This window comes from Paenibacillus foliorum, assembly GCF_013141765.1.
GTDB classification, from domain to species: Bacteria; Bacillota; Bacilli; order Paenibacillales; family NBRC-103111; genus Paenibacillus_S; species Paenibacillus_S foliorum.
Genome location: NZ_WHOD01000049.1, coordinates 250335 through 275639 on the forward strand (window position 1 = coordinate 250335; position 25305 = coordinate 275639).

Annotated in this window: 26 protein-coding genes and 1 pseudogene; 8 read left to right on the forward strand and 19 right to left on the reverse strand. The window is 44.2% G+C overall.

Going from position 1 to position 25305, the window contains the following annotated elements; genetic code table 11:
- Nucleotides 1-25: 25 nt before the first annotated feature.
- On the reverse strand, nt 26-235 hold the full coding sequence (locus GC093_RS10950) for a PspC domain-containing protein (RefSeq protein WP_171651896.1): 210 nt from the start codon (nt 233-235) through the stop codon (nt 26-28).
- 395 nt (nt 236-630) lie between these two features.
- Between GC093_RS10950 and GC093_RS10955 the strand changes: the two genes are divergently transcribed.
- From GC093_RS10955 to GC093_RS36355, 3 genes are read left to right on the forward strand one after another with little or no spacing between them, the layout of a single operon-like run.
- Nucleotides 631-1329, forward strand: coding sequence for a hypothetical protein (locus GC093_RS10955; RefSeq protein WP_171651897.1), 699 nt, complete (start codon nt 631-633; stop codon nt 1327-1329).
- Complete coding sequence (locus GC093_RS36885) at nt 1316-1876, forward strand: accessory gene regulator B family protein (RefSeq protein WP_171651898.1); 561 nt, start codon at nt 1316-1318, stop codon at nt 1874-1876. Before GC093_RS10955 ends, GC093_RS36885 begins: the two co-directional genes overlap by 14 nt.
- Nucleotides 1873-2007 (forward strand): hypothetical protein, encoded by a 135-nt coding sequence (locus GC093_RS36355; RefSeq protein WP_281365224.1) that lies wholly within the window; start codon nt 1873-1875, stop codon nt 2005-2007. Before GC093_RS36885 ends, GC093_RS36355 begins: the two co-directional genes overlap by 4 nt.
- A gap of 136 nt (nt 2008-2143) precedes the next feature.
- Here GC093_RS36355 and modB read toward each other — a convergent pair whose 3' ends face one another.
- Together modB and modA are read right to left on the reverse strand one after the other, a co-directional pair.
- Nucleotides 2144-2815 (reverse strand): molybdate ABC transporter permease subunit, encoded by a 672-nt coding sequence (gene modB, locus GC093_RS10965; RefSeq protein ID WP_171651974.1) that lies wholly within the window; start codon nt 2813-2815, stop codon nt 2144-2146.
- 2 nt (nt 2816-2817) lie between these two features.
- Nucleotides 2818-3663 (reverse strand): molybdate ABC transporter substrate-binding protein, encoded by an 846-nt coding sequence (gene modA, locus GC093_RS10970; RefSeq protein ID WP_171651899.1) that lies wholly within the window; start codon nt 3661-3663, stop codon nt 2818-2820.
- Between the two features lie 169 nt (nt 3664-3832).
- On the opposite strand from modA, the gene GC093_RS10975 reads away from it, so the two are divergent.
- A complete protein-coding gene (locus tag GC093_RS10975; protein ID WP_171651900.1) occupies nt 3833-4777 on the forward strand; it encodes a helix-turn-helix transcriptional regulator in 945 nt (314 codons plus the stop codon).
- A 114-nt stretch (nt 4778-4891) separates the two neighbouring features.
- On the opposite strand, the gene GC093_RS10980 is transcribed toward GC093_RS10975, so the two are convergent.
- On the reverse strand, nt 4892-5704 hold the full coding sequence (locus GC093_RS10980) for a helix-turn-helix domain-containing protein (RefSeq protein WP_171651901.1): 813 nt from the start codon (nt 5702-5704) through the stop codon (nt 4892-4894).
- A gap of 114 nt (nt 5705-5818) precedes the next feature.
- Between GC093_RS10980 and GC093_RS10985 the strand changes: the two genes are divergently transcribed.
- Nucleotides 5819-7027: an MFS transporter gene (locus GC093_RS10985; RefSeq protein WP_171651975.1), complete on the forward strand. Its 1209-nt coding sequence runs from the start codon at nt 5819-5821 to the stop codon at nt 7025-7027.
- Nucleotides 7028-7356: 329 nt separating this feature from the next.
- Here GC093_RS10985 and GC093_RS35475 read toward each other — a convergent pair whose 3' ends face one another.
- From GC093_RS35475 to GC093_RS11015, 8 genes and pseudogenes are all read right to left on the reverse strand, one after another.
- Nucleotides 7357-7554, reverse strand: a complete 198-nt coding sequence (locus GC093_RS35475) for a hypothetical protein (RefSeq protein WP_216624577.1) — start codon at nt 7552-7554, stop codon at nt 7357-7359.
- 362 nt (nt 7555-7916) lie between these two features.
- Nucleotides 7917-8275: pseudogene (locus GC093_RS37060) on the reverse strand (transposase zinc-binding domain-containing protein); the annotation flags it as partial.
- Nucleotides 8276-8486: 211 nt separating this feature from the next.
- Entirely contained in the window at nt 8487-9947 is a 1461-nt protein-coding gene (locus GC093_RS10990; RefSeq protein WP_171651902.1) for a DHA2 family efflux MFS transporter permease subunit, read from the reverse strand.
- A 47-nt stretch (nt 9948-9994) separates the two neighbouring features.
- Nucleotides 9995-10570 (reverse strand): TetR/AcrR family transcriptional regulator, encoded by a 576-nt coding sequence (locus GC093_RS10995; RefSeq protein ID WP_171651903.1) that lies wholly within the window; start codon nt 10568-10570, stop codon nt 9995-9997.
- 225 nt (nt 10571-10795) lie between these two features.
- Entirely contained in the window at nt 10796-11539 is a 744-nt protein-coding gene (locus GC093_RS11000; RefSeq protein WP_171651904.1) for an SDR family NAD(P)-dependent oxidoreductase, read from the reverse strand.
- Nucleotides 11540-11686: 147 nt separating this feature from the next.
- Nucleotides 11687-13156 carry an amino acid permease gene (locus GC093_RS11005; RefSeq protein WP_171651905.1) on the reverse strand — a complete coding sequence of 490 codons (1470 nt, stop codon included), beginning with the start codon at nt 13154-13156 and terminating at the stop codon, nt 11687-11689.
- A gap of 316 nt (nt 13157-13472) precedes the next feature.
- Entirely contained in the window at nt 13473-13859 is a 387-nt protein-coding gene (locus GC093_RS11010; RefSeq protein ID WP_171651906.1) for a metallophosphoesterase family protein, read from the reverse strand.
- Nucleotides 13860-13905: 46 nt separating this feature from the next.
- On the reverse strand, nt 13906-14634 hold the full coding sequence (locus GC093_RS11015; RefSeq protein ID WP_171651907.1) for a GntR family transcriptional regulator: 729 nt from the start codon (nt 14632-14634) through the stop codon (nt 13906-13908).
- A gap of 204 nt (nt 14635-14838) precedes the next feature.
- Between GC093_RS11015 and GC093_RS36360 the strand changes: the two genes are divergently transcribed.
- Nucleotides 14839-15171: a Vps62-related protein gene (locus GC093_RS36360; protein ID WP_171651908.1), complete on the forward strand. Its 333-nt coding sequence runs from the start codon at nt 14839-14841 to the stop codon at nt 15169-15171.
- Nucleotides 15056-15847 carry a Vps62-related protein gene (locus tag GC093_RS11025; protein WP_171651909.1) on the forward strand — a complete coding sequence of 264 codons (792 nt, stop codon included), beginning with the start codon at nt 15056-15058 and terminating at the stop codon, nt 15845-15847. Before GC093_RS36360 ends, GC093_RS11025 begins: the two co-directional genes overlap by 116 nt.
- A 186-nt stretch (nt 15848-16033) precedes the next feature.
- On the opposite strand, the gene GC093_RS11030 is transcribed toward GC093_RS11025, so the two are convergent.
- Together GC093_RS11030 and GC093_RS11035 are read right to left on the reverse strand one after the other, a co-directional pair.
- A complete protein-coding gene (locus tag GC093_RS11030; protein ID WP_171651910.1) occupies nt 16034-16654 on the reverse strand; it encodes a TetR/AcrR family transcriptional regulator in 621 nt (206 codons plus the stop codon).
- 25 nt (nt 16655-16679) lie between these two features.
- Nucleotides 16680-17285 (reverse strand): VC0807 family protein, encoded by a 606-nt coding sequence (locus GC093_RS11035; RefSeq protein WP_171651911.1) that lies wholly within the window; start codon nt 17283-17285, stop codon nt 16680-16682.
- 288 nt (nt 17286-17573) lie between these two features.
- Between GC093_RS11035 and katA the strand changes: the two genes are divergently transcribed.
- A complete protein-coding gene (gene katA, locus GC093_RS11040; protein WP_312886506.1) occupies nt 17574-19019 on the forward strand; it encodes a catalase KatA in 1446 nt (481 codons plus the stop codon).
- 142 nt (nt 19020-19161) lie between these two features.
- Here katA and GC093_RS11045 read toward each other — a convergent pair whose 3' ends face one another.
- From GC093_RS11045 to GC093_RS11065, 5 genes are all read right to left on the reverse strand, one after another.
- Entirely contained in the window at nt 19162-20139 is a 978-nt protein-coding gene (locus tag GC093_RS11045; protein WP_171651913.1) for a FecCD family ABC transporter permease, read from the reverse strand.
- Entirely contained in the window at nt 20140-21159 is a 1020-nt protein-coding gene (locus GC093_RS11050) for a FecCD family ABC transporter permease (protein ID WP_171651914.1), read from the reverse strand. It abuts the gene before it with no gap.
- Nucleotides 21160-21182: 23 nt separating this feature from the next.
- The gene (locus GC093_RS11055) at nt 21183-22190 is read right to left on the reverse strand and encodes an ABC transporter substrate-binding protein (RefSeq protein ID WP_171651915.1); all 1008 of its coding nucleotides are present in this window, start codon (nt 22188-22190) and stop codon (nt 21183-21185) included.
- Between the two features lie 119 nt (nt 22191-22309).
- A complete protein-coding gene (locus GC093_RS11060) occupies nt 22310-23956 on the reverse strand; it encodes an AraC family transcriptional regulator (protein ID WP_171651916.1) in 1647 nt (548 codons plus the stop codon).
- Nucleotides 23957-24277: 321 nt separating this feature from the next.
- Complete coding sequence (locus tag GC093_RS11065) at nt 24278-25243, reverse strand: Gfo/Idh/MocA family protein (protein ID WP_171651917.1); 966 nt, start codon at nt 25241-25243, stop codon at nt 24278-24280.
- Nucleotides 25244-25305 lie beyond the last annotated feature (62 nt).

Below are 25305 nucleotides of genomic sequence, written 5' to 3' on the forward strand. Positions count from 1 at the left end.
GCCGCGGCAGAATTTATTATTGGAATTAGATTGAATGATAGGACTGTACATAGGATTGTTTAGGGATAAACAAGCTTGCGATGAAATATACAAACACGGTTGTTCCGAAACTGCATAAACCCGCAATAATCATCATCAACCTTACAAGAGTTGGACTAATTCCAAGAAATTCTGCTAGTCCTCCGCATAATCCGGTTAATCTCCTATTTGAAGTAGAACGCTGCAATTTATTCATTTGAACCTGCTCCTTTTTATATATGTTCTATTGAACTAATGTTCAGTTCATTGTTTAAAATGTTTTTCTTGTTTTTATTGTAGTATTTATATGACGCTCGTAAAACAGACCGATGGCGGTTTTGTACCCTAGACCCCAGACGGGGGAGTACACAATCTCAGGTCGAGTTAAGGCTGTTTAAGGCATCTTCGGCTTATTACCCAGTCTTACAGCACAGATTCCGCTCATTTGCGAAGCTCAGCTAATCCATTAGTTGGTAAATATGCGTTACGAATAGGATTCCGACTACAAATAAGGACAATATCCCTATATAAAACAGTAAATTTTCACTAGTGAATTTTGTCGAATATGATATATTAGTAGTATATTTATTCCTATAAGGAGGGCGAATTTGTGTGAATGTCACTATAAATATCTTTTTTTCATTTATAGAATTTCTTGCAGGCATTACTTTTGTTAACGCTTTATTCCGTATTCCCAGATACCTAGATCCCAGAAGAATAAAAGCCTTAAGCATCTCACTTATTAGCGCCTGTATTTCAGGTTATATAAATACCTTCTGGCAGAATCCGCTAGCAAGTATTTTTGTGATTATTCTTCTTTGGATCATAGCCTTTGCTGTCATCTATCAAATTACGATATGGATAAGCATACTGATCGGCATACTTTCAGCAATGGTTGGGGTAGGATTAGAGTTTGCTGCTTTTTTAGTCGGGGACCTGCTTCAAGGATTAACTAATCATTCCATTTCCGATACAGAAAGGAATATTTATCTACTAGGTGTATCAGCCATAATTTTTCTTGTTGCCTACTTCTTAGAAAGCAGGAAATTAGGACTAGTCATACCCAAGATGTTCTCGAAACCTACATATAATAAGCAATTTTTGCTTCTTTCCTTCTTATTACTAACCGGATTGCTTATATTAATCATTACTAGCACTATGTATTCTACAAAAGTTGGAATTCTTCATATAATTATAGCAATAACACTTGTAATTACTTCCTATATTGTTGTATATTTTTCCTATAGCTATAATAGAAAAGTCCTAAATGATAAATATAAACGTTTAGGAGATAACCATGAACATTATTGATAAATTATCGCTCCGAATTGCTGAGTACTCCGTCAAGCACAATCCGAATTCATATTCATTAGAAGTTACCTCTTTCTCTTTTAAAATTTTTTTCAATATGGTTCTTACGATACTCTTTACACTATTAGTCAGCCTTTTTACAGGAGAACTAAGAACGGCAGTTATAGTCATTATCTCTATAATGCTCTTAAGAGTAGTAAGTGGTGGAGTCCACTTAGCATCAGGTCTGGGCTGTAGTATTTTGACTGCTGTCATTTTCTTAGTCCTAACGCATGTACATGTACAAGCTGTCCCAAGTGTCTTTATTGTTCTTCAGGGTCTTTCCGTTATATTCTTATATCTCTACGCACCCAAAAATATTAAGCGTTTCTTCCGTTTACAACCACACAACTTTAGACATCTAAAGTGGGTTGCCATAGCAATGGTTTTACTGAGCTCATTTCTGTACTCATACACCATTGCACTAACATTCTTTTTTCAAGCTCTTTCGATCACCCCTGTATTCGAGAAACTGTTTGCATTCTTTGAGAGGAGGGAAAACTCATGAAAAAACTTATGTTGTCTTCGATTCACTTTGTAACGTTAGCAGTTGTATCTCTTGTTGGCATAGGAGTAAACAGCTGGAGCTATTATTCTCCTGAACTGCCTAAAGAACTTGAAGAGAAGTTTAGCAATTAGTACTTTTCATTAATTTACTCCATGATTCCGCATTCTTGATCTGGAACTTATGTTATACAAAAATAACGCATCAATCCCACGGTGGGACTGATGCGTTATTTGCTATGAAATCTCGATTTCTGAAGTTTGCCGCTCTCTAGCTCTCGGTTTTACGGTTTACAATCAACAATAGTCCTAATGAGATGAGAATTATGGCTCCTGCCCAGTACCAAGCGAGAGTTTGGTTACCGGATTCAACAGCAATGTAGATGGCCGTAGGCAGTGTCTGGGTCTTATGAGGGATATTACCTGCTATCATAAGCGTCGCACCAAATTCGCCCAACCCGCGGGCAAATCCAAGAATGTAAGCTGCAGTAACAGAACGCCACGCCAAGGGCAAGGTTATATATCGCAAAACCTGCCACTCGCTTGCTCCCATGGACCGCCCTGCATCCTCCAAATATTTGTCAACTGAGGAGAGTCCTGTTTTCATCGTTTGGTACACTAGAGGAAACGCCACTACGATCGAAGCGATCACCGCAGCCCCCCATGTAAAAATGATAGACTGATTAAAGAAATTTTCCATTAGCTGCCCGATCCAGCTCTTTTTCCCGAAAATAACTAATAGGATAAATCCTACAACAGTTGGAGGCAATACCAGGGGCAAAAGGAAGGTAGTTTCTAATAGCGTTTTCCCTCTAAAACTCCTCCGTGACATCCCCCAAGCCAATATTCCACCAAACAAAAGGACAAATACGCTGGAAACGACCGCAACCTTTAATGAAAGCAGAATAGGGGAAAAAAACTCATTCCAACTGATCGACTCCATCATTATTTCGGGGTAGAGAAGCCATATTTCACAAACACATCCTGCACTTCTTTGCTTTGTAGATACGTGTAGAAATCAGTGGCTTCCTTATTGTGCTTGGTTGATTTGACAATACCTCCCGGGTATTCAATGGGTGTATACAATTTGGGATCCACACTAAAGGCTACTTTAACCTTTTTGGACGTCAGAGCATCCGTTTTATAAACAAATCCGGCTTCAGCATTCCCCGATTCTACATAAGTAAGCACTTGACGCACATCTTTGCCTTGTACGATTTGGGGTTGAAGAGCATCCCATAGCTTGCTATTGGTCAGCGCCTCTTTGGCATAGCTGCCAGCAGGAACCGTCTGAGGCTCCCCCACTGCCAAATGCTTGATAGAGCCATTCGTTAAATCCTCTATTTTCTGAAGGGCTGATTTGCCATCATCCGGTATAACAACAACCAATTCATTGATTAATAGATTTTTTTGCTGTGAAGCATCAATCAACTGCTTATCGATGAGGGTTTTCATATTTTTCGTAGCTGCCGATAAGAACAAGTCTGCCGGAGCTCCTTGCTCGATTTGCTGTTGCAGAGCACCTGAAGCTCCGAAGTTGAAATTCAGCTTAATTTGTTTGTTTTTACCCTCGTAGTTGGTTTGAATTTCTTTTAATGCATCGGTTAAGCTGGCTGCTGCCGAAATGGTAAGTTCCACTTTTTCAGCAGGTGCTGTTGACGTTGGTTGAGACACTTGCGCTGGTGGCGGGCTTGCTGGGGTCTGTACCTTTTGGCTAGCACATCCTGAAAACATTACGGAAGCAATAGAGAAAATTAACAAAACATAATTAAACCTAACATAACTGAACATATTCACTCCACCATCCCCATAATGTATCTATTTAAATATAATTAGAACTAATTGGTATTTCACTATTATATAAAACTATATTCTTTTAGTAAACAATTTAGGATTGAAAACCATAATTCATCAGCATATGATAGATGATAATGAACCTTAGCCCCTATGGAGGACTACAATGACCGCTGACATATCTTACACGACTGAAGAAATTTCCAAACTTCTAAAAATCTCCAAGCTTACCGTTTATGATCTCATTAAAAAAGGCGATCTACCCGCCTATCGTGTCGGCAAACAAATGCGTGTAGAGGCATCGGATCTCGAAGCCTATAAATCTCGTGCCAAAAGCGGCCAAGTCTATGTGCCCAAGACTGATACAGCTGTACAGCAACAATCGTATGAAAACCTAAATTCTAAACACTCCCTTGTTATTACAGGCCAAGACGTTAGCCTTGATATTCTAGCCAAACACATGGAGAGAAAAGTACCCCAATATAGGCCGCTCCGTTCTTACGTTGGAAGTCTGGATAGCCTAATTTCCATGTATAAGGGTGAAGCCGATATTGTAAGTACTCACTTACTGGACGGTGACACCGGTGAATATAATCTTCCCTATATCCGCAAGCTGTTAATCGGTTCCTCTTATATCGTTGTAAACCTTGTGATAAGAAGAGCTGGCCTATATGTGGAGCAAGGAAATCCTAAGGAGCTATATAGATGGGCTGATCTTAAAAAGCCTGGACTTCGGCTGTCAAACCGCGAAAAGGGTTCCGGCGCACGCGTTCTGCTCGATGAACAGCTCCGCCTTCATGGAATTCCACATCAACTGCTGCAAGGATATGAGCAAGAAGAGTCGAATCACATGGGCGTTGCGGGCAAGGTTGCTTCCGGTGAAGCGGATTTCGGGGTAGGTATTGAAAAAGCAGCTTATATGGTCGGTGGTGTCGACTTTATACCGCTTATTCAAGAGCGCTATGACCTTGTGATGTTAAAAAAACCAGAAAACCTCGAATGGATTGGGAAGGTTAAAGACGTATTACAATCTGCTGCCTTCCATAATGAGCTGCGCCCTATTCAAGGCTATGACTTATCACAGACAGGACAGGTATTGTTCGAGACCTAATGCATGTCCGTAGCAGGCAGGATTTCAAGCAGACGCCAAAAAGCTAACTCGCTGTTAAAAGCAGGTTAGCTTATTCGTCTTTATTTCCAATAGCTCTCCTCCCACTCCCTGCATTCAGTTGAAGGAGTTTCGGAATTGCTCAGGCGTTAAGCCGACCGCTTTTACAAATGCTCTGTAAAATTGACTGACGCTTGAGAATCCAAGGCTGAAGCTGATGTCCGTAATCGACATGCTTGATCTTTGCAGCTTCCGTCTGGCCTCGTCCATCCGCAATCGGAGCACATATTGATACGGAGTCACACCAATTGCCGCTTTAAAGGAGCGGATAAAATGAAACCGACTTTGCAGTGCAATAGAAGCAAGCGTATGGATCTCTATTTCATCTGTGTAATGTGCATGGATATACTCCAGTGCCTTTCCCATATAAGGGTCGGTTCCGGGCAAGGAGGCTCGTTCGTTGGGATCGGTATAGCTATTGCTTTTGTGATTACCGGATAATGCACCATATAAATAAGAAAGAATCTGTGACTCCATCTCTTCTTGGGCCAGCCGATCTGTCGGGTCGTAAGCCAGCAGAGTGCTCATCCACTTACGGAACTTTTCACTCAGGAAGGAAGGGTCGAACTGCTGCCGGAGGGAAAATTCAATCTCTTCACGCCTGGTAAGCTCCTTCAGGCTGTTTTGGTTGACTTTAAAGATCAGAACGCCAGACTGTACCCCGATCTCGAAATAATGCTGGTCCTGAGGATGCTGTACAAGCCCACTCCCGTCAACCAGCCTGTAATTTTTATTTTCCTGCGTCAATAGACATGCGCCATGGATAGGGATGGTAATTTGGTACTCGTTCTCATGGGAATGCGGGAGGTTGATGAACTCCCCTTCAATGCGCCATAGTTCCAGCTGTGGCGTGGATATTTGAACGATCATATGCTTTCTCCCTTTTCCATTATAGCAAAAATTGCGTTTTTTCAGAGCAATAATTGCGAAGACAATTCACCCTCGGCTTCTATAAGATTGGAAGAAAAAGAAAGGGTGAAAGCCATGTCTCAATCCGCAACAGCCGGAACAACCAAACAAGCTGCCAACATGATGCTGATTGGGGTCAGTTTAGCGCATTTGCTGAATGATGCGATGCAGTCCGTTGTTCCCGCCGTGTTCCCGATTTTTCAGAAAACCATGCAGCTCAGCTTCGCACAGATAGGTTGGATCGCGTTTACCCTCAACCTAACCGCATCGGTCCTTCAACCGCTCATCGGGTATTATTCGGATCGCAAGCCAATGCCAAGCTTACTGCCCTTGGGTATGGTGTTCACATTGCTTGGCATGATAGGTCTTGCCCTCGCCCCCGGTTTAATGATGCTGATTATTTCGGCCGCCTTCATCGGTATAGGCTCCTCTGTGCTGCATCCCGAATCCTCACGCGTGGCTCACCTCGCCGCGGGCAAAGGCAAGGGGCTGGCGCAATCCATCTTTCAAGTGGGCGGCAACACCGGTCAGGCACTCGCTCCGCTGATGGTCGCGTTTATCCTTACCTCACAGGGGCAGCTGGGATTTCTGTGGTTTACGCTGCTAGCCGTCATCGGCATCATCATTCAATGGAATGTGAGCAAATGGTACGGCAATCAGATCCGTTTGTTGAACAGGCCGGATCGACGTACTCCTACGAATAGCGACCGTACATTATCCAAAGGCTTCGTATTTTTTGTACTGAGCACCTTGATCGTGCTGCTGTTTTCCAAGTTTGTTTATTTGGCAAGCATGACCGGGTATTATTCGTTTTATTTCATGGAGCAATATCATTTGCCGCTGGAGAAGGCTCAGATTTCCCTGTTTGCTCTGCAATTCGCTGGGATGGTCGGCACTTTGCTGGGAGGTCCGTTAGCTGACCGTTTCGGCAGAAAAAAAATCATCTGGTTTTCGATTCTTGGAACGGCGCCGTTTTCCCTATGGCTGCCTTACGTAGGCCCAGTCGGATCGATCTTATTGTGCTTAGCCATCGGAGCTATTCTAATGTCAGGCTTCTCTGTCATTATCGTGTACGCACAAGAAATGCTCCCTGGCAAGGTGGGGACGATAGCGGGTCTGTTTTTCGGGTTATCCTTCGGCATGGCCGGACTTGGCTCAGTCGTCCTCGGATGGTTGATAGACCAGACCGGAGTTGCCTTTATGATTCAGATTTGCGCTTTTCTGCCTTTGCTCGGCTTATTCGCACTTTTGCTGCCTAAGGATGCCAAGCTTATGCGCCAATAAGTCGATGTATAACTCATTTCCGTGATACGCACCACCGCGGCTGAGCCTCTGTAAGAAAAACGCCTGACGACGTCATTGGTGTACAACAATTTACGTTTGTGCGTCGGGAGGGCATGGTGTGGGATTCCGGCTGCTGTTGTAGTCGTGTTCCTTTGAATTTTATGTTTTACAGCGGTAGGAACTCGAGCTTCAAAGGCGGACGCTATCGCTCCTCCATCCCACACCCATGCCCTCTTTCTGTTCCACTGTACTGCCTCCTGCTTCTTCTTTCTTTACTTCTCCTACCAGATATTTGCTTACCGACAACGGCGGTTTCTTCTGGTCGCTTTCTATACCGTCCTATGTAGCCTAGTTGTCCGGTATGAAGTTGTCCCTGTCATAGGGGCTTCATGCATAATAGAACCCTCCCGACGCAGGATCATATTAACCTGCCAGCCATTCGTAAAATGAGACGAACAGGCATCGAGCTCACCCAGTTGTTCCTTGATCTCTTTGAACGGAACTGAAAGTTCCGTTATTCTCTCCATCGTCCCTCATTCAGGGACTTAGCGCAAGCCAGACTTCCGTTATCCAGGCGAATAAGAGTCCTTTACACAAAAAACAGAGACATAACGGAAAAATTTGTTCCGTTATGTCTCTGTTTTTATGCTTTTTTAGGAGATAGCGGAAATTTTACTTCCGCTATCTCCTTCGCTCCCATGGAAACCAAGCTACAATCGATGCCCCTCGGGCACTACGATCGATATGTAGGTTATCGAATCTAAGCAATACCTCATTTTGCAGGTTCGGGGGTATGGTTGGGGTCGATCTTCGTTTCCTCTGGGTTTGCTCTGGGTTTGTTGAAAAGAAACATTAGATGACACCTGGCATCATTGCGGGGCTACACATGTTCTTTTATGATTCGGATGGCCTCGTCCATGAATTCTTTCAACATTTTTCGAGGCTGCAAAAGACGTTCCACAGTCCTTCATCAATCGTACATACCACATGTCGATGACTTGGAAGACATCTTCCATCAACACGCGACTCCATTCCTCCGTTTCGCCACAGGAGCATGTTGTCCAGAAGCGACCTTTATAACGGTAGGGTACTCTGTCATAACAACCTTTGCAAAACAAGAATCTTAAACCCATTTCATGGATCTCCGCAGCTACGAAATTTTTGTACCTCTTTCACTACGTTAGGTCTAATATGTTCTTTATGCTTTTCTACAAAGGCATCTCCGTGTCGATGCTCATCAAAAAATAGTTATTTCAATACGGTTGAGTCCATACCTCTACCTTACCAAAAATTTAAATAAGGGGTATGCTTCGCTCACCCCAACCCCAATAAGATATACTTTCTTATATACCAACGAAAAGACCTCCAATTCAAAGCTGATTGGAGGTCTTTTTTTCAATTAAAAATCAGCTCTCGCAAGCACCTGTCTTAATCTTAATCAGCTGTCCTTCTCCGATGCTTAATGGCCTGCGCTTTGTGCATGCTTCTGCTTAGTTTGAACTCGTTTAATAAACAGCGCAGCAACCAAACCAATAATAGCGACCGTCATCACAAAAATAAAAACATTTTGGACCCCGGAAGTCAGCGCTTCTGAAATCATAGACGGATCCTTAGGAGCCATCATTTTTCTCATGAAGCTCTCCTGACCCGCCGTCATTACACTAACCGCAACTGCCGTCCCGATAGCTCCAGCTACTTGCTGCATCGTATTCATGATTGCTGTCCCATCCGGGTATAGCTCACGCGGCAGCTGATTCAAGCCATTTGTTTGAGCAGGCATCATAACCATCGATATACCAAGCATCAGGATACAATGCAGAACAATAACGAAAGTAATTGTAGAAGCAGTGGTTAACGTCGAGAAGAACCAGAGAGCAACCGTTATAAGGATAAGCCCAGGAATAACCAACCACTTGGGTCCATATTTATCAAATAGCTTTCCGGTAATAGGCGACATGATTCCATTGATGACACCACCTGGAAGCAATATCAAGCCCGTTGCGAACGTAGATACAGTGATTCCAACCTGTAAATACATAGGTAAAACCAGCATCGAAGCCAGTATGATCATCATAGATGCAAAAACGACGATTACACCGATAGTATACATAGGATACTTAAAAACTCGTAGGTTTAGCATCGGTTGTTTCATGAGCAATTGACGAATTGAAAATAAAATAAGAGCTAGAACTCCAACAATTATAGATGAGATAACCTCTGGGTGTCCCCAGCCGCCTGAGCCTTCGCCCGCTCTACTAAAGCCAAAAACAACACAACCGAAACCTACAGTGGAGAGAAAAATCGACAACCAATCCACTTTGGGCTTGGTGGTTGCAGACATGTTCTGCATATACACGATTCCAGTAAATAGAGCAATAGCTAAGAAAACTAATGAAATCCAGAAAATCCAGTGCCAGCTTAGTGCCTGCATTAGAAAACCAGCAGCAGTAGGGCCGACGGCAGGCGCAAACATAATGACAAGACCAATCATTCCCATAGCTGCCCCCCGCTTTTCAGGAGGAAAAATAACTAATATCGTATTGAACATTAACGGTAACAATATCCCTGTCCCGATTGCTTGAATCACTCGAGCTGTCAATAACACCTCAAAATTGGGAGCTAATGCAGCAACCAAACTACCGATTATCGAGAAGGACAGAGAAGTAATAAACAGTTGTCTAGTCGTAAATCTCTGAATAAGAAACGCTGAGATAGGAACAAGAATACCCAAGGTCAGTAAGTAACCCGTCGTAAGCCATTGTATGGATGCTGAAGTAACATTAAAAATTTTCATAAGATCCGATAATGCAATGTTTAAGGCTGTTTCACTGAATAATCCAATAAATCCACTAATAAGAAAAGAAATTAATATGGGCAAAACTCTAAGCTTTTTTTCTGATTCTTGCTTTTGGAAATCCATAAACAAAACTCCACTCCTACATCTCTCTATTTATCTTGGATAACAAATTATGCCTTTAATAATATGGGGATATGCTCCGCGACCTGCAGCAGTGGTTCGTTGTTTTGCCGCGTAATAGTTAATATGGCAGCCCCCTCCATCATACTGATAAGGAGCATACCTAAACTTTGAGCTTTTTCCTCTGAAAATCCATCTTCCATCAATTTCGCAGCAATGGCATCATTCCATTCTGCAAAAGCGAGCTGACATTCATTTCTCAATGCATTACTCACCATAGATGTCTCAGCAGCAACCCAAAACCCTAATGGAAGGAAGTTTGTATAACCCTCTTTATGAACTTCCGTTGCCAAATTTCTGATAAAATTCTGAATTCCTAATGTAGGTGCTTCATAGTCTGAAAAGTTCTCCATAAGGTTGCCCATAAGAAGATTGCGGATATGTTTGATACATTGAAGAGCTAATTCTTCCTTCCCCTCAGGAAAATAATAATACAAAGAACCCTTGGGAGCTCCGCTTTCTTTAATGATCTGATTCAAGCCAGTACCATGATAGCCTTGAGTTGCAAAAAGTCGAGAGGCGGTAGCTAAAATAGTATCTCTCGAACTTTGCTTTTGGCTTGCCATTTTTATATTTACACATCCTTTCATTATACCAACTGGTCTATATAATGGTAGTGCGTTTTTAGGATGAAAGTCAACAAAAAATATCGTGCGTGGGCACGGTAGAAATAGAAAAACCCGCTCAGATAGCGGGTTTTCAGTATCAGATTAAATCAGGCGTTGTAGACCCTCTGTTGGTTTCCATATGGATTCTGATAATATTTGAGAAAATCATCCTGTGTACACTTCTTATTGAGCCGTATAGCCACCATCTACGAGAAGGCTGGTGCCTGTTATGAAAGAAGCGTCATTACTGGCAAGAAAAAGAACAGCTTTAGCAACTTCCTCTGGCCTTCCAAGTCGACCAATCGGATGCAGGCTGATGAGGTGTTGGTTAATAGCCTCATTCCTCCCTGCAATCAGTGGGGTATCTATATATCCTGGACAAATAGCATTGACGCGGATCCCCTCTTTCGCATACGTGATTCCTAAGCTTTGCGTTAGCAGCTTAACTCCACCTTTGGCGGAAGCATATGCGGTTACACCGCTTTTGCCCACATGGCTGTGAATCGATCCGCAATTCACAACCGCGCCACCTGTGCCTTGCGCCAGCATTTGCTCGATTGCATATTTGTCACAAAGAAAAACCCCAGATAAATTAATATCAATTGTTTTTTGCCACTGCTCATATGACAGCTCGTGAGCTGGAGCATCGTTTGCGATACCTGCATTGGCAAATAGGATATCTAGCTTGCCATACTTTTGGACGGTTTCCTTAACCATGGCTTGAACATCCACTTCTTTAGTAACATCTGTTTTTACAAATAAGGTATCATGACCCTGGGCGTTCAGCTCTTGGGAAACTGCTGTGCCACGATCGGAGAAATCAGCAATGACCACTTTAGCGCCCTCAGCTGCGAATAATCGGACCGTCTCCTCCCCAATTCCGCTCGCGCCACCGGTAACAATAGCTACTTTATTTTCAAATCGCATACGAATACCTACCTTTTATCATGATGAATGAAGGTTCCATAATTACCCTGCCGTACACCGCCTTGGCTGCTTTGCCTAAGTGATTGTAGATTGTACAGAACCTTCCTTTATAGTTAGTAATTGTTTAAATAAACATTCATGCTGACGTCAATCTGCATTTGCATCCTTAAAGCTACAATCCTGGAGGTCCACCAGTCGGGTCCTATTTTTCCATTTATACAAGGTAAACACTACCAGAAACAAAGGAAGTCCAATATAAGCTGCAATTAGCCCATACCAATCAATTCCGCCTTCTTGAAATGCTGTGAAGCCTTGACCAATGATGACAATTAAACATATTACAAAAGCCACGATTGGACCAAAGGGAAACCATTTGGCGCGGTAAGGCAGCTCATCCATGCTGTGACCCTGAATAAGAAACGCCTTGCGGAAGCGATAATGACTAACGGCTATGCCAAGCCAAGCTAAAAACCCGCACATCCCGGAAGCGTTAAGCAGCCATGTGTATACAATTCCTGATCCAAATAATGAGGCAAAAAAAGCGAACATCCCAATAGCCGCCGTAACTGCCAGGGAAGCCAACGGAACTCCTCGTTTGTTGAGGTATATCAACCATCTTGGCGCTTTACCATCCTTGGCTAGCGACCACAGCATGCGGGTCGAAGCATACATACCGGAGCTCCCGGCCGATAATACGGATGTTAGAATAATGGCGTTCATAACTGAAGCCGCAATAGCAAGCCCTGCTTTTTCAAACACAATTGTAAAGGGGCTAACGGTTATGTTGTTTACACCCGAGTTCAACAGTGCCGGATCTTGATACGATATAAGCACGCCAATGATAAAGATAGCAAACACATAGAATAATAGAATCCGCCAAAAAATTTGTTTGACTGCTTTAGGCACACTTGTAGCTGCGTCTTCACTTTCTCCTGCCGTAATACCAATTAGCTCGGTACCCTGAAACGAGAATCCAGCAGCCATGAATACGCCCAATAATCCCATAAATCCCCCATGAAAGGATGAACCGCCTTCCACAAAATACCCCAGTCCCTGTGGGCGTTCACCACCAATAATTCCAACAATCATCAAGATACCCGTCGCAATAAAAGCAATAACCGTGACGACTTTGATCGATGAAAACCAAAATTCAGACTCTCCGTAAGCCCGTACTGAAAGGTAATTAATAAACACTATAATACCTAGAAACAATGCGCTCCACAGTAAGGGAGATGAATCCGGCACCCAATAATTCACTATGATGCTGGCGGCAGAAATTTCCGCAGCAATAGTGATCGCCCAATTAAACCAATAGTTCCAACCAAGAGCGAAGCCAAGTGCAGGATCGACGAACCGTCCCGCATAAGTGCTAAATGAACCTGCTACTGGCATATAAGCTGCCATTTCTCCGAGACTCGTCATCAAAAAATAAACCATAAATCCAATCGCAGCATAGGCTAACAAAGCACCGCCAGGCCCTGCTGAATGGATAGCTCCACCGCTTGCCAGAAACAGGCCGGTTCCAATTGAACCGCCTAACGATATCATCGTCATATGGCGTGCTTTCAAGCCGCGAACTAAATTTGTATGCTTATCCGTATTCATAATAGCCACCATTCCTTTTTATCACAGAAACAACAGGCCTCCTCACATTTGCAGGAAAATTTATCGTTTCGATACTCATAGCTTTCCAAATTATCCGTACAATACTCATAATAAATGGAAATATTAGCAGTAAAGAAACCATTTCCCCAAAAACAGCCATGCCCAACGTGACGCAAAAAAGAGCCTGCCACCCTATTTCAGAGTGACAAAGCTCCCTTAATCGGAAAACAAAATGGCCAGCTATAAGCTCAATTTCAACCCCTCGTTCATTAAGCTCAACCCTGCGAAAAGCAGGAACATCCAGACTGGCGGCAGTCTGAATATAATGTCAACCATCTTTTTGAACGATTGAATTCATATGATTATGGCCGCAGAAGTAGAATCCGTGACCTTCCTTCCTATTTAGAACGTCCAACATATCAATTTGCGGATCAATCGACATTTTCTCCATGGTTGAATGCGTAGTCGTATCGTATACCGGATGGTGAGCGAAAATAAAGACAGGCTTATTTCCTGACTTGTCGAGTTGGGCTTTCAGCCATTCCAGCCGTTCCGCATCCATCTCCCCACCCCAATCAGACCGGTTCATTTCTTTACTCGTATCGAGAAAGATCAGCATGGCCTCTTCATTTTCAATGGCATGATATCGCTGCTGGCCGGTAAGCGCCATAATCTCGGCTTTTGGAAGCAAATAGGCATCGTGGTTGCCTAACACTTGGATAAAGTTGAGTTCACTGCCACCAACCTGATTTATGATTAGGTTATCGCCGACGGTTTACCCAGAACTGAAACACATCATTACGGAAATAGTCATACGAAAATAATACGGGCATATTCTGCTGATCAAAATGGACTTGCTTCATCATGAGCACCGTCGTGTCCCGTTTCACTTGAAGCTTACGGCATACGGGATCGGTGTGATGAGGAACGACCAGCTCCGTATTGGTACCCGTCAACCTAATGTCGCATTCAGCTTCAAGAAATCGGAGCAAAGAGCCAGTAAGTGCCTTTTTTTGAAAAGCCTGTTCGACTAAGGCTAGCGGCATAATATTAATATTATGGGCAACCGGCTCCTCATTGGCGGTTCGGGTTCGCTCATTAATGATCACAGGACTACCCAATGGAATTTTCAAAGCTTGAGCCCACTCCTCTTGGCAAGGCTCCGTCCGGATATACTGCTCCAGCTGGCCTTCCACCAACCCCGCTGAACGGATAAGCTCTTCGGTCGAAGAGAAGCGGTCCATGCTGCTAGGAAGTAAGCTTAAGGGCTGTCTCACAAAGCGCCCTACTCCCTTTCTCACGTCCAGCTTTCCTTCCAGCTCCAGCTGTTTCAGCGCAGCGCGCACCGTTTCCCGGCTCACTTGAAATTGATGGGCCAGCTCTATTTCCGCAGGCAAACGATCACCTGTCTTAAGCTCCCCACTTTTAATCAACTCATCGAAATATTCCTTGATTTTTATATAATGACTGACTCTCACCTTATTTGCCATGGCTGTTTCATCCTATCCTTTGCAAATGGATTAGCTCTCTTCTTGCATTCTTGCTATTATCCTATCAGACTCCTTGTTAACTGTAAAAGAGTAGATTGACAAACTTAAAAACCTTGAAAATTTAATATTGCAAGGATTACCCGCATATCCTATGATAAAAATAGATGATGTCTAGACATCTTAATAAAAACACTTCACAGTCTTATGTTGACCACTACCCTTGCTTCTGTCGTTATAGGATCGCTTTTCGTTTCCAGCTTATCCTATGCCAATACAGACGCTGACCAAGACGGAATCGACGATAGTGTGGAACAGACACTCCTTTTGAAATATGCCCCCAAGCTATATCTTCATCCGGATGAGGACAACAAACCTTCAAGTATTGATTGGTATCTGCAGCGTGTAGCCATGCGGTTTCATCATGACGGTGGCTGCAGTGACGATCAAATTCTGGCTCTCGGCTCCGTTACACAAGCGAATCTGTCTCAACAAGCTCACCAAACAAAAAAAATGGCTTTGCTCGCACACAGGCAGTAACATCCTTTCCAGCCAAGCACGTAATACCCGTGCTGACGAAGGGTTCTTCCTGCAGCCGCCGAACGATAACGCAATGGATAAAACCGTTCATTTAGGATCATCGAACAGTGCTGACTGGAAAGTATATGCACATGTAAAAGCTAGCAGTGTGCAGTCCGGTGGCTACGATGTGCAATATTGGTACTTCTACCCTTATAATGACTCTCCATCCGTTGCCGGATTGGACTTTAATCATGAGGGCGACTGGGAGCATATCACAGTGACCGCGAGCAGCACTCAGCAGTTCGTTTCTGCTTATTACGCAGCCCATAATGGTGAAGGCAAGGATTACTCATCGGCTCAACTTCAGTTCGCCACTAAGGATGGTGTACTAGCAAGCGATAGCCAGAAATTAACCAATGATTACACACATCCTGTTGTATATTCAGCTCTCGGTACACATGCCAGCTATCCTACTGCTGGTCAACAATCCCGCGGTGTGCTTCCAAGTGATTATACAGGTGTCGGCAGCAGCTCCGATGCCTATTACAATGTAGTCAATGTTGGGGAATTAACACATCCTCTCAACGGACAGTCGTTCATTAATTATGCGGGCTTATGGGGAGAGATTGGAGAAACGGATATATCCACGGGGCCTGTAGGGCCTGCATTTCAAGGCGCCTGGAGTACCAAATAGCCATTATAAGACTCGATTTATGCCCATACAAAACAAAAAGGAGCTTTACCACTATATTTCAGTGGCAATACTCCTTTTGTTTTGCTGTATTGGACGAGCCGTGACGCAACAATGCGGTGGCAACGCTCCTAGTGATAAGCCGTTAGTGATAAATTCACAACTCGTGCCGCACTATTGCTCATTGGATCATCGTTCTTGAGACGATGTGTCTTTCACACCTAAAGCATTCAAGAGGAATTGGTAGAGGTCACGATCGGGGATTTTTCCTGATTCTGGCGCTAGGACATTTTGGATCTGCAATCCGTTCTTGAAAACGGCGAACATCCTGGCCGCATTCTCCTCATTAATGTACTCGGGGATCGCCTTGTGCTGCTTTCCGACCTCAATCCACCTTTTGGTCATCTGGATGGAGGCTTCATAGTAACGGTTCAAAATATCGGTAACGGCAGGACTATCCTTCTGACTTAGCAAATAAATAAAAATCAGATTGGCGGCATTTTCCCTACCTGCTAAGTTGTGCAGACTCCGAGACAGAGACTCGAAGGGGCCCAATGGTCCTGTTTTCTGTGAGGCTGTATCGGATACCGAGTCGATAAAGCGCTGATTTGCCTGCTGCTGTCCAGCCTCCAAAATGAGGGCAAACAATTCATCTTTGCTCTTTACATAATGGTAAATCGCGCCTTTCGTCAAACCGCCTTGAACTGCAATTTCTTGTAACGTCGTATTTCGGCAGCCTTTCTCCAGGATCAGCTTCTCAGCAATATCGAGAATGAGCTGAAGACTCGGATTCATAGATTTCTCTTTCATGGGATCACCTCACCTCAGTATATAATTAAATAATCACAGACTTCTTCTTTACCTGTCTAACATAATGAACATTCCACCAGATGGTCAGACCAATAATTCCATAAGCAACGATTGGGGAAACAATCAAAAATTCGGATATCGATAACGAGTAAACGAGCAATACCTTTACACCCGACTCGAAAAGCAAGCTTATTCCCCAAACGAGTGTGATTAAGCGAAATGTTTTTCGGACTCCCGGGAATTTGGACCATTTGTCATTCAAGGCAGAATCACGACCCATAAACCTTTCTGCAAAATAATAAATGAGAGGTCTGGAAAAGAAAAGAGAAACTAAAAACAGGATGCCCATTATGCCGGTAATATAAGACTCCCGTAATAGAATGAACCTCTCATCCCCTCCAATGAAGACGGCAATGATCCCCAGTACAATACCTAGAAAAATAAAACTGGAGAAAGCACTTATCTTCTTCGTTCGGATCAAACTAACTAGCGAATCACATAACGGTATCAAGGCGGCTACCGAGAGAGCTGTAAGACCGCTGGTATAGGGGATCAGCAGCTGGTAGGCCAAATAGGGCATAGCAATATTCAACAAAACCGTAAAGATAATCTCATTTCTCGTCTTATTCATATCTTTTATTTCCTTTCTCCTATGAAAAGTTCGTTCGTGTAAGCTGTGATTAAATCACGGGAAAACGATATACCCGTCATCACCAACCTACCGTCGGTATGTATTTATTATTGTACATACCGGCGGTAGGTATGTCAATATTCAAGTTTCCTATTTTTTCAAAAATTCTTATTAGGAACCAGTGAGAACCTTCATAGTATCTTCATGAAACTTGTTGTTGTCTGCTCTATACTGAAAGAAGATTGAATTTATTAACAAATCGATATACGAGGTGATTCTATTATGACTATTAATAAGAACAAGCTTACGACGAGTTGGGGGGCGCCCGTTGGCGATAACCAGAACTCCATGACAGCTGGATCACGAGGTCCAACACTTATTCAAGATGTTCATCTTTTAGAAAAGCTGGCGCATTTCAATAGAGAGCGTGTTCCTGAACGTGTAGTTCATGCCAAAGGCGCAGGAGCACATGGTTATTTTGAGGTTACTCAAGATTTAACGAAATATACCAAAGCCGATTTTTTATCTGAGGTTGGGAAGCGTACGCCTATGTTCATTCGTTTCTCTACGGTAGCTGGAGAGAATGGATCTTCGGATACAGTTCGTGATCCACGCGGCTTCGCCGTGAAATTTTATACCGAGGAAGGCAATTATGACTTGGTAGGGAATAACACCCCTGTGTTTTTCATCCGAGATGCGATCAAATTTCCTGACTTTATTCATACCCAAAAGCGTCATCCCCAAACCCACTTGAAAAATCCGAACGCGGTATGGGATTTCTGGTCCTTATCTCCCGAATCTTTGCATCAAGTAACCATACTAATGTCCGATCGCGGTATTCCGGCAACCCTTCGACATATGCACGGTTTTGGAAGTCACACCTTCAAATGGGTGAATGCCGAAGGTCAAGGCGTATGGGTGAAATATCATTTCAAAACCGAACAAGGTGTTCAAAATTTGGCTCCGGATGTAGCTGCACAGCTCGCAGGGGAGAATCCGGATTATCACACGGAGGATCTTTTCAACGCTATTGATCAAGGTGATTTCCCCGCTTGGAAGCTATGTGTTCAGATTATGCCTTTGGAGGACGCTAACACTTATCGTTTTGATCCGTTTGATGTTACCAAGGTATGGTCGCAAAAAGACTATCCGTTAATTGAAGTAGGCCGAATGGTGTTGGATAGAAATCCGGACAATTATTTTGCCGAAGTGGAGCAAGCGACCTTCTCCCCTGGAACACTCGTGCCTGGCATTGAGGTTTCACCGGATAAAATGCTGCAGGGACGACTTTTCGCTTATGCAGATGCTCATCGTTACCGTGTGGGCGCTAATCACAATAGTCTGCCGATCAACCGTCCCAAGGCTGAAGTAAACAACTACCAACGGGATGGACAAATGCGTTCTGACAATAATGGGGGAAGCTCCGTGTACTACGAGCCTAACAGCTTCAGTGGACCGACAGAAACACCTCATAATAAGCCGGCCTCTTACGAGGTTTCAGGTGCAGCAGATAGCGTTGCTTACGATCATGATGACCATTATACGCAAGCTGGGGACTTATACCGTCTGTTAAGTGTAGAAGAACGTGAGCGTCTGGTTCAAACAATTGTTGGTGCTATGAAGCCTGTGGAGAAAGATGAAATCAAGCTTAGACAAATCGGACACTTTTATAAAGCAGATCCTGAGTATGGAAAAGGTGTGGCAGCAGGTCTTGGTTTATCCATACCGGAATAAAATGAATAGCAGAAGACAGCATCCCTTTTGTAGTCGAGGATAGCTGTCTTTCTTTTTTAGAGCAGATCTCCCCTATCCGAAAAAAACAAAAGAGACACCGAATCGGCTGTCTCTTCTGATATAAGGAGAACTTCATGTTTGTTTACCCTAGCTTCCTCCGCATCAACAAATAAAGAAAGTAAGGAGCGCCGATGAGAGAAGTCATAATTCCGACTGGAATTTCAATTGGCGGCATAATAATCCGTCCTGCAGTGTCAGCAGCGATCACCAGTACCGCACCCAGTACCGCTGAAGTCGGCAGGATATATCGAAAGTTCGATCCTACCAGCAGCCTGGCAAGATGCGGAATGACAAGCCCGATGAATCCTATTGCACCCGCTACTGCAACGACACTTCCTGCAAGACCAACCGCAACTGCTATCAAAAATAGACGCGTGCGGTCAATCCGCATCCCAAGGCCACGCACCGATTCCTCATTCAAAAGAAGCGTATTTAAGTTACGACAGCTGAGCAGCGCCAATAAAGCTCCAGCAATCGTCCAGGGCCACACCATCTCTACATGCTCCCAAGAACGGGCGTAAAGGCTGCCCTTTAGCCAGACGAGAGCTTGGGCGGCAGAAGGTGCGAACTTCACAATAATCAGGGTGATTATCGCATGCAGCCCTCCTGTCACCGCCACTCCGCATAACGTGAGACGTTCCGGCTTCACCCCATTCCGGTAAGCGAGCGCATAAATTAATAGACTCGCGCACACGGCCCCAGCAAAAGCATATACAGGAAGCATAGCAGCCGAATACTGAGGTACCGCCAGAATCATAATAACCGTGACCAAGCCGCCCCCTGCTGTAATTCCCATTAAATCAGGCGCGGCAAGCGGATTTCGTGTCACTCCCTGAAGTATAGCTCCCGAAAGCGACATATTAATGCCTATCAGCATAGCAATAACGAGGCGAGGAAGCCTATAGGTATATATCACTCCGTCCCGCGATGTTAGCTCCTCAATCATTTGGTCAAAGGGAGTTTCCACCGCTCCCAGTCGCAAGCTTAGCACCGAGAAGACGGCCAGCAGCACACTGCCTGCAATTATTACCAAGAGAAAGCGCCTCTTCTGATTTACCATTTAACCTCCCCCCATTTTCCTACGCATCAAATAAAGAAAGAAGGGCGTTCCCAGCAAGGCAGTGAGAATCCCAACCGGTGTATCGGTAGGGTATAGCACCCATTGACTGCCTATATCTGCAAGCAGCAGCAAGCTGGCGCCCATCAGCGCAGAGACAGGGATTACTATTCGATAATCGGTGCCTACACAAGACCTCACAATATGAGGAACAATCAAGCCTACGAATCCAATAGGCCCTGTAAGAGCAACCGAGCCCCCGACAAGGATAATAACAATAAGAAAGGCCATCCGGCGAACCCGTACTACATTTTGCCCAAGCCCTTTAGCAGACTCTTCTCCTAATGAAAAAATGTTGAATTGATTCGCCAGCAGCACGCTGCCTACAGCCGCAGGAACGAAGCTGATCAGACTTAACTGTACATCCGTCCATGTCGCTCCTGATAATTTCCCCGCCATCCAATATAGAATTTCCGATAAGCTATCATCAAAAAGAATAATGAACCCCGTCGTCAAAGAGGCCATAAACATCGAAACAGCGACTCCGGCTAACACCAGACGCATGACCGTATATCCGGCAAGCCGGGATAAGCTGTATACAATACTCCCTCCTGCCGCCGCACCAGTGAAGCCAGCAATAAGAATGGTAGCCGTAACATCCTTCATGCCGAACAAGACCAGCGACAGAACAACAAAGAAGGAAGCACCTTGATTTATGCCCATGATCTCGGGATCAGACAAGGAGTTCCTTGTAATTCCTTGCAGCAAGCACCCGGCTACAGCAAGCCCCGAACCTACTATAATAGCTAGCAGGATACGCGGCAACCGAACATACCATACCTTATACACCAGCAAATTCGATGTATCCAGGCTTAACAATTCCCCCGCCTTACTCCAGCTTAAGCCTTTAACGCCTGCAACAAGTCCAATAAGGGCGGCTGCCAGGAGCACTGCAATCAAGACCCCACTCAAAAGGAGAACAGACCCCGTCTGCCCCTGTCTGCCTGACAGCAGTCGATTCACCGTTCACACTACCTCCCGCGAGCTTATTTTCCGCCTGTCATGATTTTCACTGCCTGCTCCAGAATCAAGTCTGCAGCCAACGGTCCTCTTCCTTTGGACCATAGGTCACGGCTTACCTCTACCGCTTTATTTTCTTTAACTGCCTTTAAGTTTTTATACAACGGGTTATTCAACCATTTGCCGGGCTCGCCATACATAAACACATAATCTGGATTGAACTCACCTAGCCGCTCCAGACTAAGCTTGGCAATATCGGTTTTGCTTTCTGCAGCAGACAAATCCTTTTTGCCTTCAAACAAATAATTAGTACCGATCTCAGTCAACAAGGACCCGATAAAAGAAGATTTCAGCCATACAGTCGAATCATCCTCAAATGCTCCTACGACCAATACGCTCGGCTTGTTCTTCACTTTCTCCTGAGCAGAGGCGATCTTCTCCGCAATTCCTTTCTTTACCTTATCTGCTTGTTCCTTCTTGTCCAGAACATCTGCAAGATTGGTAAAGTTACTTAATATTGCTTGATAGCTGCTGTCATCCAAAGCAATGGTGGGAGCAATTTCTGCCAGCTGGCTCTTGATCATTTCATGGCGATTCGGACTCGCAATTATAAGATCAGGCTTAACCGATTTGAGCACTTCCAGATTTGGCTGTTTGGCTTGCCCGACATTAATTACATTTTTTGCATTGAAGCGATCCTTGAGATATTCGGGAAAACTGGATTCACCAATACCTACTGATGCCACTGGATTGACTTCCAACGCCGTAAGCATGTCGATATAGGCAAAATCCAGCGCTACTATCTTCTGCGGAACCTTCTTTAATTGGGTTGTTCCCCACATGTGCTTAATTGTTTTCCCCTCAGAAGCTGAAGCTGCGGTACCAGTACTTGCAACAGCTGAGCCCTCACCCGGTTTAGCAGAAACCGCAGCCGCTTCACTTGACGGCTTAACAGAACCGCAGCCTGCCAAAAGGGATAGACTCATTAACAAACCAGCCCCCATGACAAGCAGCGGCTTTCTAAATTTAAACATTCAAATTTCCCCCTTCATATATCGTTTCTTCTTAATTAACAATGAATATCATTCTCATTTAAGATTATATTTCAACAGTATATACGAAAGAGCGCTTTTTAAGCTATGAAGATTTTTGTTCAATTGTTTGAAGATTTTTGACTTTTTTGTTCCTCAGGCGCAAATATACGTACGACCTCATCGATCACCAGCTCATGGCTTGACGCTGAATAATCGATCCATGGATAAAGCGCTATATCCACGCATTGATGATGTCTAACCGCGGTTAAAGCTTGCCACTGCGGACTTTGGATTAATTTTCGCATCATTTTTTGATCCTTTTTATGGGGTGATCCCATCAACAGCACATAATTGGCATCATAGTCCGGCAGTTCTTCCAATGTGATTGTTTTTCTCCATTTGATACCACGAACGTTCTCCGGAGGCGTCAGCTTCAAATCCTGGTACAGCGTACTGCCAATATTTCTGTCCATGCCGTAAACTCTTAATTTGCCCCCGACAATCCGAAGAACAAATACGGTCTCATCCCCGATATTCGCTTTTATCCGTTGGCTGGCCTGCTCTGCCTTTTGTTCATAATATTGCAGCCATGCCTTCGCTTCCTTCCTTCTCCCCACAAGGTCTGCAATCCGGTATAATCGTTCACGCCACGGTATATCCCAATACGGAATAGTAACTGTAGGTGCTACATGAGTCAGCTCTTTATTCAGCTTCGCCCATTCATCGTCACACAAGATTAGCGTAGGCTTTAACCGGACCAAATCATCCATTGAAGATTTGCCGTCTACGAGAATTGGCAGTGGCATTCCTTCGTACTGATTGTAAATTGGGGATACTTCCGATCCTCTCGCCATAACCGCAGCATGCGGTGAAATACCTAGCGCCAGAAAATCGCCATGAAAGGAATGCCTCATTGCAACAACAATTGTGCGGCTCATTTTGACATATTCAGTAGGTGAATAACCGGTTTCCTTCTTGAACATACGACTAAAATATGATTCTTCTTTATATCCCAGATACTGAGCTATTTCATAATACGAGCCTTGAGAATAAACGAGCAATTCCTTCGCCCGATTCATACGAAGCTTCGTCATATAAGAGTTGGGGCTGAGTCCTTTCAGCTTTTTAAACAAACGTGAATAGTAGCTCGGACTAAACCCCGCCAACCGGGACAACTCCTCAAGAGGCAGATTTTTCGTGTAATGCTGATGTATATATTCAACTGTCCGTTCCACACCATTCCGCTGCTGATTGATTCCATCCTCAAGTTCTACAGCGACCAGATACAACAGCTCATGTAGCAAGCCTTTCAGACGATATTGCCCGCGTCCTCCATCATTCCCTTTCCTGCAGCCATATAACTGTTCAAATAAATAATGCACCTGCGGCTGATGATTATGTATAGGCACCTCCCCATTCAGAGGAAATGCCTCTCCTTCGGCACGATAGACGTAGTCCTTGTCTGTTTTTCTCAGTAGGGTTCGATAGGTAAAAGATACCGTGTAAAAGATCAAAGGAACTGCAGAATCCGATGCGGCTTCAAACTTCTGCCCCTTCGATAGAAATAACAAATGTCCCGCTCCAATCCGACAGGTTTCCCCATTCAGCTCCAATTTCGCTGTCCCCTTATGAACGAACCATATTTGGCAGGACGACACAATCTGGGGCTGGCTTCTCCAATGAGGTGAGCACTCGGTTAGCTCCACATCTGTCACATCGATGATCAGTTCATTAAGCCGGGTATATATATCGCTTGGTATCATCATTGTTTTATTTGTTCCCCTTGTATAATCGCATAAGATGGATAACCCCGAAAAAGCAAACTTCTCGCAAATATAGCTTGGTTCCATTTTAGCATGTATAGCACCCATTCGTAGCCTTACATTAAATAACAAATAAATTCCTTGCCACAGATGTAATCACAGAAATGATTGTATTGTTGTCCGCTTCCTTAAAAATAAGACAAGCCCCCCTTCCGATCTCTATAACGCAAAAAGCAACGACCTAAGGGTCGATGCTTTTGCTTATAATGGAGACGGGCCTCGGCTGATATATCATAAAATCTAACCCAATGATTCCGTCATTAATTACAGTATTTCCGGCAAAATAATATTCTCGATCCGACCGGATTCATTGGAAACCCCTGCATAATGGATTAGAGTTTGGGTTTTCAAATAATCCCTGCCGCTAGTCTCTCCCTGACGCCCTTCACGCAGCGAATCCAGAAATTCGTTCAGGCAGCTTGGAGCGTGGACACCGCTAAAATCCGATAATCGCACCGTTTCCCCATCCCTAGTATGAATAATCTCCTGATCCCGAAGCTCAAGCATCCCTTCCGTACCTTCCAAGCGCCAATTGCCGCACCAAGGTGTAGCTGGACCACGCGAAGAGATGGAACCGGAATAAGTAACTCGAATATCTCGGTCCAGCTCCACAAAAACCTGGGCATTGATGACAGCTTTCTTCTCGACCCACCCGTTAACCGGGTTATAAAAGTTGGCTTGTATTCGACGTCCCTCTGCCCCCGTTAAATAGCGGACCATATCCAAATGATGAACGCCAATGTCGTCGAGCAAATGCACCGTATAATTGCGTTCTACATGATGGTGTCTGAAAAATTGAACATCGATGGAAGAAATATCACCAATTGCTCCGTCATCGATCATTCGTTTCATTTGGCGGACGAATGGAAGACAACGATAATTTTCCGCAATCATAAAAGGAATGTTCTCCCGCTCCGCACGCTGCACAATTTCGACTGATTCCGCGTAATCAAACGAAATCGGCTTTTCGCAAAAAACAGGCAGCCTTTTGTCAAAAGCAGCATGATTCACTTGAGTATGGATCATCGGTGGGGTCGCATTAACGAGAAAATCCGCTGCTTCCTGCTCCAACGCCTCGCTCAACGACGTATAAAATGGAGTCTCTTCACCTTCAATTTTACTTTGTGTATGAGTATTGCTTTCCACCACAGCCACATCGATACCCAGTTTTCGCAAATTTTTATACATCGACATGCCAGCGAATCCCAAACCCACAACGATTGCTTTCATCGTGCACTTCCTTCCCTCTATTTGAACGATATTTAAGGCATTCAGTTTTTTTTCTAACTAGG